This window comes from Rhizobacter sp., assembly GCF_035702065.1.
GTDB lineage: Bacteria > Pseudomonadota > Gammaproteobacteria > Burkholderiales > Burkholderiaceae_C > Rhizobacter.
In genome coordinates this window covers 1-8,300 of the sequence record NZ_DASSRA010000064.1, presented here as the reverse complement: position 1 = coordinate 8,300, position 8,300 = coordinate 1, and the positions used below count along the sequence as shown (strand labels likewise).

Annotated in this window: 10 protein-coding genes; 7 read left to right on the top strand and 3 right to left on the bottom strand. The window is 67.0% G+C overall.

Features of this window, described 5'->3' with window-relative positions:
• The 4 genes from VFL64_RS03015 to VFL64_RS03000 all read left to right on the top strand — a co-directional run.
• On the top strand, window positions 1–511 hold a 511-nt coding region (locus VFL64_RS03015; protein ID WP_489538903.1), incomplete at its 5' end, for a carbohydrate ABC transporter permease.
• Between the two features lie 126 nt (window positions 512–637).
• Window positions 638–946 (top strand): DUF2160 domain-containing protein, encoded by a 309-nt coding sequence (locus VFL64_RS03010; protein WP_489538902.1) that lies wholly within the window; start codon window positions 638–640, stop codon window positions 944–946.
• 85 nt (window positions 947–1,031) lie between these two features.
• Window positions 1,032–2,765: an ABC transporter substrate-binding protein gene (locus tag VFL64_RS03005; RefSeq protein WP_489538901.1), complete on the top strand. Its 1,734-nt coding sequence runs from the start codon at window positions 1,032–1,034 to the stop codon at window positions 2,763–2,765.
• 283 nt (window positions 2,766–3,048) lie between these two features.
• The gene (locus tag VFL64_RS03000) at window positions 3,049–3,765 is read left to right on the top strand and encodes a hypothetical protein (protein WP_489538900.1); all 717 of its coding nucleotides are present in this window, start codon (window positions 3,049–3,051) and stop codon (window positions 3,763–3,765) included.
• Window positions 3,766–3,774: 9 nt separating this feature from the next.
• On the opposite strand, the gene VFL64_RS02995 is transcribed toward VFL64_RS03000, so the two are convergent.
• A complete protein-coding gene (locus tag VFL64_RS02995; RefSeq protein ID WP_489538899.1) occupies window positions 3,775–4,704 on the bottom strand; it encodes a caspase family protein in 930 nt (309 codons plus the stop codon).
• A 125-nt stretch (window positions 4,705–4,829) separates the two neighbouring features.
• Here VFL64_RS02995 and VFL64_RS02990 point away from each other — a divergent pair, with 125 nt between their 5' ends.
• Genes VFL64_RS02990 through VFL64_RS02980 form a run of 3 tightly spaced genes read left to right on the top strand, consistent with a single transcriptional unit; the run spans window position 4,830 to window position 6,777 of the window.
• Entirely contained in the window at window positions 4,830–5,609 is a 780-nt protein-coding gene (locus tag VFL64_RS02990; protein WP_489538898.1) for a hypothetical protein, read from the top strand.
• Window positions 5,610–5,635: 26 nt separating this feature from the next.
• Window positions 5,636–6,268 carry a hypothetical protein gene (locus tag VFL64_RS02985; RefSeq protein WP_489538897.1) on the top strand — a complete coding sequence of 211 codons (633 nt, stop codon included), beginning with the start codon at window positions 5,636–5,638 and terminating at the stop codon, window positions 6,266–6,268.
• A 32-nt stretch (window positions 6,269–6,300) separates the two neighbouring features.
• The gene (locus VFL64_RS02980; protein ID WP_489538896.1) at window positions 6,301–6,777 is read left to right on the top strand and encodes a tellurite resistance TerB family protein; all 477 of its coding nucleotides are present in this window, start codon (window positions 6,301–6,303) and stop codon (window positions 6,775–6,777) included.
• Window positions 6,778–6,854: 77 nt separating this feature from the next.
• Here the strand turns inward: VFL64_RS02980 and VFL64_RS02975 are convergent, their stop codons facing one another.
• Together VFL64_RS02975 and VFL64_RS02970 are read right to left on the bottom strand one after the other, a co-directional pair.
• The gene (locus VFL64_RS02975; RefSeq protein WP_489538895.1) at window positions 6,855–7,271 is read right to left on the bottom strand and encodes a cupin domain-containing protein; all 417 of its coding nucleotides are present in this window, start codon (window positions 7,269–7,271) and stop codon (window positions 6,855–6,857) included.
• Window positions 7,271–7,846 (bottom strand): TetR/AcrR family transcriptional regulator, encoded by a 576-nt coding sequence (locus VFL64_RS02970; protein ID WP_489538894.1) that lies wholly within the window; start codon window positions 7,844–7,846, stop codon window positions 7,271–7,273. Before VFL64_RS02970 ends, VFL64_RS02975 begins: the two co-directional genes overlap by 1 nt.
• Between the last annotated feature and the right edge of the window lie 454 nt (window positions 7,847–8,300).

Below are 8,300 nucleotides of genomic sequence, written 5' to 3'. Positions count from 1 at the left end.
GCACGTCTTCTTTTGGCTGCTGACGAACCGGATGACGCCGCCGGCCGTGTTCCTGCTGCCCTTCTTCCAGCTCTACACGACGCTCGGCCTGATGGACACGCACATCGCCGTGGCGCTGGCGCACCTGCTGTTCAACGTGCCGCTGGCGGTGTGGATTCTGGAAGGCTTCATGAGCGGCATCCCGCGCGAGATCGACGAGACGGCCTACATCGACGGCTACTCCTTCCCGCGCTTCTTCCTCACGATCTTCATCCCGCTGATCAAGGCGGGCGTGGGCGTGGCCGCCTTCTTCTGCTTCATGTTCAGCTGGGTCGAGCTGCTGATGGCGCGCACGCTCACGAGCGTCAACGCCAAACCCATCGTCGCCACGATGACGCGCACGGTGAGCGCCTCCGGCATGGACTGGGGCGTGCTGGCGGCAGCCGGCGTACTGACCATCGTGCCGGGCGCCATCGTGATCTGGTTCGTGCGGCACTACATCGCCAAGGGCTTTGCCATGGGACGCGTATGAACATGCAACACCAAAGGAGCCGAGGCGCAGCCGACGGCGTTCATCAAGCAACGCCCGCGGATCCGGCTTTGCCGGTCCGCCAGGCGGCGCCCCTCGGGGGCAGGAGCGAAGCGACTGGGGGGCACCATGTTTGAGTGGATGGCCTGGACACTCCCGGTCGCGATCTTCTTCACTTGCATCGTGCTCATGCTGATCGGCATGACGGTGTGGGAGCTCAAGTCGCCGACCACCAGCCGGCGCGGCTGGCTGCCGATGGAGACCACGCGCGGCGACCGCCTCTTCATCGGCCTCCTGAGCGCGGCCTACGTGAACCTCGCCTTCGTGGCGGTGAGCGAAAAGATGATCGAGTGGTTCAGCCTCGAGAACGAACCATCGATCTGGATCAGCTTCGTGGCATCGATGGCCTTGCTCGCCCTGGTGATGCGCAAGGGATAGGAAACAGTTCTTTGAAAAGGCACCCGGCCACCCCTTCCCAGCCGGCGTGTCATGTGACGAGTGGGAAGCCAATGAGGAGACAGACATGAAATTGCGCTTGAACGCCGTGGCCTTTGCAGCCGCCGCTTTGGCCCTGGGTCAAAGCGCGTGGGCCGGTGAGGCCGAGGCCAAGAAGTGGATCGACAGCGAGTTCCAACCGTCCACGCTGAGCAAGGACCAGCAGATGGCCGAGATGAAGTGGTTCATCGACGCCGCCAAGAAGCTGCAAGCCAAGGGCGTGAAGGAGATCTCGGTCGTCTCCGAGACCATCACCACGCACGAGTACGAGTCCAAGACGCTGGCCAAGGCGTTTGAAGAGATCACCGGCATCAAGGTCAAGCACGACCTGATCCAGGAAGGCGACGTGGTCGAGAAGCTGCAGACCTCGATGCAGTCGGGCAAGTCGATCTACGACGGCTGGATCAGCGACTCCGACCTGATCGGCACGCACTACCGCTACGGCAAGATCATGAACCTGACCGACTACATGGCCGGCAAGGGCAAGGAGTTCACCAACCCCGGGCTGGACATCAAGGACTTCATCGGCACCAGCTTCACCACCGCGCCCGACAAGAAGCTCTACCAGCTGCCCGACCAGCAGTTCGCCAACCTGTACTGGTTCCGCGCCGACCTGTTCGCCCGCCAGGACCTGAAGGACAAGTTCAAGGCCAAGTACGGCTACGACCTGGGCGTGCCGCTCAACTGGAGCGCGTACGAAGACATCGCCGCCTTCTTCAGCGAAGACGTGAAGACCATCGACGGCAAGCCCATCTACGGCCACATGGACTACGGCAAGAAGGACCCGTCGCTCGGCTGGCGCTTCACCGACGCCTGGCTGTCGATGGCCGGCACCGCCGACATCGGCATCCCCAACGGCAAGCCGGTCGACGAATGGGGCATCCGCGCCTCGGACGACGGCTGCCACCCGCTGGGCGCCTCGGTGTCGCGTGGCGGCGCCACCAACTCGCCGGCCGCGGTCTACGCGCTCACCAAGTACGTCGACTGGATGAAGAAGTACGCCCCGAAGGAAGCCACCGGCATGACCTTCGGCGAAGCCGGCCCGGTACCCGCCCAAGGCCAGATCGCGCAGCAGATCTTCTGGTACACCGCCTTCACCGCCGACATGACCAAGCCCGGCCTGCCGGTGGTCAACGCCGACGGCACGCCCAAGTGGCGCATGGCCCCCGGCCCCAACGGCCCGTACTGGAAACAGGGCATGCAGAACGGCTACCAGGACGTGGGCTCGTGGACCTTCTTCGAGGCGCACGACGCCAACAAGACGGCTGCGGCCTGGCTGTACGCCCAGTTCGTGACGGCCAAGACCACCTCGCTCAAGAAGACGATCGTGGGCCTGACGCCAATCCGCGAATCAGACATCCAGAGCAAGGCCATGACCGACCTTGCACCCAAGCTGGGCGGCCTGGTCGAGTTCTACCGCAGCCCGGCCCGCGTGGCCTGGACGCCCACCGGCACCAACGTGCCCGACTACCCGAAGCTCGCGCAGCTGTGGTGGAAGAACGTGGCCGTGGCCGTGACGGGCGAGAAGACCCCGCAGGCCGCGATGGACAACCTGGCCGAAGAGATGGACCAGGTGATGGCCCGCCTGGAGCGCGCCGGCATGGCCCGTTGCGCACCCAAGCTCAACAAGAAGGAAGACCCGAAGAAGTGGCTCAGCGACAAGGGTGCCCCGTGGGCCAAGCTGGCCAACGAGAAGCCCAAGGGTGAAACGATTGCCTACGACACGCTGCTGAATGCGTGGAAGGCCGGCAAGGTGCGTTGAGGACGTCAGCCCCAAGGCCGTCCCTCACGGGACGTCCGCCCCCCGAGGGGAGCGGTCATGGCTTGGGGCGGCCCGGCGCTCATGACCGATTCAATGTCCCGCTAGATCTCCTCTAGCCAGAAGCGAGCGGCGCGCCCACCGGCCCGCTCTTCATGCCCTCGGTACGCAAGTGCCGAGGGCATTTTTGTACTTTCAAGCGAACGGCCTCCCTAGAACGGTTGATGTGCAGCCACCCCGAAGCTGGCTAATGTGCGAGCTTGCCAGCGGATCATCGGAGGTCGGGATGAAGAAGCTCTTGTTGTTCATGGCAGTGGCGCTCGGCTTGGCCCTGCCCGCAATGGCGCAGGCGCAGGAATCGCCCTTCAGCGTCACCCTGGGTGTGCGGGCCTGGTACACGCAATGGGACACCTTCAGCTACCGCCCAGACGGCGTGCCGGTGGACCAGCAGGTCATCGTCCAGTCGCCCGCCAAGTCCAGGTTCGTGCTGATCCCGGTGCTGAGCATGCGCTACGGCGACTTCGTCAGCACGCTCAGCGTGTTCCCGTCGACGACGTACGACTTCGTCCTCGAGGACGAGGTTGACGGCAAGCGCAAGGAGTTCGACATCAACGTCGGCTACTACATCGCCCCCGGCGTCGCCCTCACCCTCGGCTACAAGCAGTTCGAGCAGAGCAATGCGGAAACCGGCTTCCGGTACCGCCTGACCGGCCCGGTGATCGGCGCGAACGCCACGGCTCCCTTGGGCAACAACTTCGCGCTCTACGCTTCGTTCGCGCTGGGCCGCCTGAAGCCGACGAGCAGCGATGTCGATCTCGATGCCGACTACAAGCTCGGCGAAGTTGGCGTGGTGTATTCGCTGGCGACGCCTGGTGTCACCAAGGCGGTGAGCTTCACCGCGGGCTACCGCACCCAGGTGCTCAACTCGAAGGAAGCCAAGGCCGGGCAGGATGCGCGCGACCTCACGGACGGGGTGACCCTCGGCGTCCTGGTCACCTTCTGAGGCCAACCCTCAGTTGGCCGAAGGCACCGGGATCGGCGGCGGTGGAGGCGGCGGCGCGCAGCCGCCAAAGCAGTACTCGCCGCTGAACGAGCTGTAGACGTACGGCGTCTTGGGCCGGTTGTACTTCTCCCGCGTCTCCTGTTCCACGCCCTGGCTCACCCGCTTGGTGAACTGCTCGACCGTGATGCCCTTGGTGTCGATGTGGGCGAGGATGTGCTTGGTCAGGATGCCGTTGCGCCCATCGCCATCGATGGCCGTGTCTTTCGAGGCGGTCGCGTAGAGCACCAGGGTGCTGGCCGGCGCATCCTTGATGGGTTGCAGCCCGTTGCTGGCGCCGGCCACGCTTTCGAGCGCGCGGACCAGTGGCGGGCGTCCGTCCGCGCCACCGGCCAGGCGCGTCGTGGGAGCCGGCGGCGGCGCGAACAGGTCGGTGCGGCAGGCGTCGAGGATCACCAGCTGGAGCTTCGCCGCCCGTCGCTTGCCCAGGCGATCGAACAGCTCGTCGACGCTGTAGAGCGCACGCGTGGGGTTCTCGGTGGCCGACCGGAGTTGCACCCGGGTCGGCACCAGGTAGTTCGTGAGGCCGGCCTGCACGCCATGGCCCGAGTAGTAGAAGACGCCCACCGCGTCGGTGTCGAGTTGCCCGACGTACTTCTGCACCAGCGAGTCGAACTCCGCGCGGTCGCGCACGTTGGTGTGGCACAGCGTCTCGAAGCCGAGCTTCTTCAGCTTGGCGCACATGTCGGCCGCGTCGTTGCTGGGGTTCCTGAGCGGGATGACGTTCTCGTAGGCGGCGTTCCCGATGACGAGCGCCACCTTGGGCGGCGGCCCCTTGCGCGAACCCGTCGACCAGCTCGGCAGCGTCAGGCCGCACCCGGCCAGGACCGCGCTGCACAGCAGCAACGCGGCGAGGTGTCCGAGCGGAAGGTGGGCGCCCATGGGGTCTGAATATGCGCTCGCCGGCGGGGGCTTTCAATCCTAGGGATGGTGGATGCGGCCGGCGCGCGCACCATCCGCATGGCGCCGGAGCCCCTGTGTTCCGGGTCGACCTGCCGGAGCACGCCATGCTGCGTTTCCTCGCCTGTTCCGTTGTCGCGCTTGCCACTGGTTGTGCCTGGTTGCCAGGCCCGCAGAAGGCCGCACCCGGCAGCGTGCAGCCCCAGGTGCAGGCGGCGCAACAGATCAAGCAGCGGACCGCGCAGTTGCCAGCCAACGCCTACGAACGCCCCGCCGACATCCCGCGCCACCAGGCGCTCGTGTCCGACCTCGACGCCACCGCGCGGCTGGTCGAGCAGCGCGCCGCCAGCCTGAGCGCGCGCGACCTCGCGCTCTCCACCTACTACCTCGCCCAGGCCAATGCCGAGGCGCGCGGGATCTCCACCAAGTCGCTGCAGCCGATCTCGACCCAGGCCGTCGCCCAGCTGCGCGAGACCGTGGCGCCGGTGCAGGGCATGCAGAAGCGCCTGCAGTCCGGCCAGCCGCCCTTCGGCTACCGCTCGGTGCTGGTGACCGTGAAGACGCGCCCCGGCGCGCCCGAGCCGCCGCGGCTGCGCGTGTACGTGCTGCCCAGCGGCGTGCTGGAGCGGCCGGAGAACTTCGACGTCGCCACCATCCGGCAGTGGCTGGCCGACCTCACCTTCCCCGACCTGACCAGCCCCTCGCGCGGAACGGTGGCACAGGGCGCGATGCGCGTGTGGATCGGCCCCGACGGCGCCTACGACGCGATGGCCCGGCGCATCGCGAGCGGCGCGCCCATCGCCTTCACGCCGCTGAACATCGCCCCCGACGGTGCACCCGAGCAGGAGCTGCAGTTCAACGCACCGGGCGACATCGTCCGCCCCTGACACCCGACACGCGAGGAGCCGACACGATGGAACGCTCAGCCCACGACCTGGCCGGCCTGTCGGCGGTGATCGTCTCGGCGGCCGCGGTCATCACCACGATCTTCGGCCTCTTCAACTCGGTGCTGAAGGACTTGATGCCGCAGGTGCAGGGCGCCGCACAGGCCGTCAACGTGGTGGCCTTCGGCACCCTGGTGCTGCTGCTCGTGCTCGTGCTGGTGATCCGCGCCCGCCTGCCCAAGACCTCGCAGTACCTGTGGGCCGGCGTGGGCGCGGTGTGCCTGGTGGCGGCGATGTTTGTCTACCTGTCGTTCAGCGACCTGGTGCGCGCGCGGGTCTACCAGTACCCGCCGGCCTCGGCACCGGGCACCGAGCAGCGGCCCTTCGTCAGCGCGCCCTACCACGAGCTTGGCCGCAAGCGCGCCGAAGGCATGGACGTGGCCACCGCCGTCAGCCAGTTCGGCGGGCCGGCGCTGGTCAATGGCCGGCAGGTGCTGTGGACCGAAGAAGCGCTGGCGCAGGTCGTCGGCCAGTTCGTGCGCTACTACATGGCGCTGGCCTTCCTGATGACCACCGCCCTCTTCGTCGTGGCCATCGCGCTGTGGCGCAGCATGAATGCCGGCACGCGGCGCAAGCCCGCTGCGCCCAAACCCCAGGCGTGAGCGCGGGCTGCGCCGCGTGCCATCATGCGGCGATGCTCAACACCCTGAAGGACCTGTTCGAGAGCCTGCGGCCGCCGGCGGCCGGGAGCGACCCGCAAGCCACCGAGCACGCGCTGCAACTGGCCACCGCCGTGATGCTGGTGGAGGTGATGCGCGCCGACACCAGCTTCCACCAAGGCGAGCGCGAGGCGGTGCTGCATGCGCTGCACGACAAGTTCGGTCTAACCACTGACGAGGCGCAGCGACTCGCCGAGCTGGCCGAGACCACGGCACGAGACGCGACTGATCTCTTCTCGTTTACGTCACGCATCAACGATCACTTCGACATGCCGCAGAAGCTGCGCATGATCGAGCACATGTGGCGCGTGGCCTATGCCGACGGCCATCTGAGTGCCCACGAGCGCCACGTGATGTGGCGCATCGCCGACCTGCTGCACGTGCCGCAGGGCGCCTACGTGCATGCCCGCATGCGGGCCGAGCAGCAGGCCGCGGCGCGGCCGCAAGCGTGATGGCACGAGGGCGTGGTCGTCGCGCCGAGCGACGGTCGGCTGCAGGTGCTGGCGATTTGCCGCCCTGAGCCGAGCGCTCAGGCCCGGCGTCCGAACAGGCGCAACAGGCGGCTGACCGCCCGGGCCAGCTTTGGCACTTCGCGCCGGTTGAACGAGAGCTTGCGCACATAGGCCGGCACGTGCCACACCCAATGGCTGCCCGAAGGGAAGTAGCCGATGGTGCCCGGCCTCATCACCGTCGTCTGGCCCGCTGCATCGGTGACGTGCACTTCACCGTCAAGGATCAGCACTGTCTCTTCCCACGCGTAGTGCCAGTTGAAGCGGCCGGCGGTGCAGTCCCACACGTAGGTGGCGGCCCAGCCGTCGGTGTTGGTGGAGTGGCAGCCGCTGCGTGCCTGCGGTCTGCCTTCGATGACCCAACTGGGCTCGATCGGGTCGGCGCGGAGTTCGACCGCCTCGGCCGTGCTGAAGATGCCTGCCGAGGCGCCTGCCATCACGCGCGCGCCGGGGCGCGCCGCTTGGCCGCCTTGGCGGGCACCGGCCAGGCCATCATGGCCGCGGCCACGGTGTCCATCAGGCTGGCACGCGTGGCGCCGTCCTTGGCCTGCATCGACATGCCCTGGTAGACGGTGGAATAGAAGTTCGACAGGGCCGCGGCGTTGGTGTCGGCCGGCAGCTCGCCGCTGTCGATGCCGTCCTGGATGCGCGAGCGGATGTTCGAAATGGCCGCTGCGCGGCGCTTGGCCAGCGCGAGCTGCACGTGCTCGGCGGCGACCGAGCAGTTGGTGGTGGCCATCACCACCATGCAGCCCTTGGGGTGGCAGGGCCGCGTGAGCTCGTCGGCTGCCTCGTGCAGCCAGCGCTCGATGGCGCCGCGCGCGGTCGGCTCCTCTTTCAAGGCGCGCGGGCCGGCGCTGCCGGGCCCGAGCGCATAGCGTTCGATGGCTTCAAGGAAGAGCTTCTCCTTGTCGCCGAACGCGGTGTACAGGCTGGGCGTGGTGATGCCCATGGCGGCCGTGAGGTCTGCGATGGAAGCGGCTTCGTAGCCACGCTCCCAGAACACGTGCATGGCCTGCTCAAGCGCCGTGTCGCGGTCAAACGACAGGGGCCGGCCACGGGGCTTGACCTTGACCTGGGGGCAACTTTCAGACTCCGCCACAGGCGCTGCCCTTGTCTCTGATGTCTTTTTCATAACGATCGCTATTAAATCGCTTGACCTGCTCTTGTGAGCTGGCTACATTCTGCCATATGTCGTAGTGATCGCTACGAATATTTAGTTCCCCAACTTCAACGCGAAAAGCCTCGCACGACGAGGCGAGCCGCTGCTTTGCCCGAAGGAAAACACCATGTCGAACACCAACCCACCCCGCACCCGCAAGCTCTGGGCTGCTGGCACGGCACTCACCGCCGTCAGCGCCCTCGTCGCCGCAGCCTTCACGCTGCGAACCACCCCGGCCGAAGCCACTGCTGCACCGCAAGCCACACCCGTCTCGGTGGCCACCGTGGTGCAGAGCGAAGTGGCG

Bases quoted from the DNA above. Each gene is read 5' to 3' on its own strand.
- VFL64_RS02995 (WP_489538899.1), bottom strand. From the start codon at position 4,704: ATGGGCGCCCACCTTCCGCTCGGACACCTCGCCGCGTTGCTGCTGTGC.
- VFL64_RS02975 (WP_489538895.1), bottom strand. From the start codon at position 7,271: ATGGCAGGCGCCTCGGCAGGCATCTTCAGCACGGCCGAGGCGGTCGAA.
- VFL64_RS03005 (WP_489538901.1), top strand. From the start codon at position 1,032: ATGAAATTGCGCTTGAACGCCGTGGCCTTTGCAGCCGCCGCTTTGGCC.
- VFL64_RS02980 (WP_489538896.1), top strand. From the start codon at position 6,301: ATGCTCAACACCCTGAAGGACCTGTTCGAGAGCCTGCGGCCGCCGGCG.
- VFL64_RS02970 (WP_489538894.1), bottom strand. From the start codon at position 7,846: ATGCACGTGTTCTGGGAGCGTGGCTACGAAGCCGCTTCCATCGCAGAC.
- VFL64_RS03010 (WP_489538902.1), top strand. From the start codon at position 638: ATGTTTGAGTGGATGGCCTGGACACTCCCGGTCGCGATCTTCTTCACT.
- VFL64_RS02985 (WP_489538897.1), top strand. From the start codon at position 5,636: ATGGAACGCTCAGCCCACGACCTGGCCGGCCTGTCGGCGGTGATCGTC.
- VFL64_RS02990 (WP_489538898.1), top strand. From the start codon at position 4,830: ATGCTGCGTTTCCTCGCCTGTTCCGTTGTCGCGCTTGCCACTGGTTGT.
- VFL64_RS03000 (WP_489538900.1), top strand. From the start codon at position 3,049: ATGAAGAAGCTCTTGTTGTTCATGGCAGTGGCGCTCGGCTTGGCCCTG.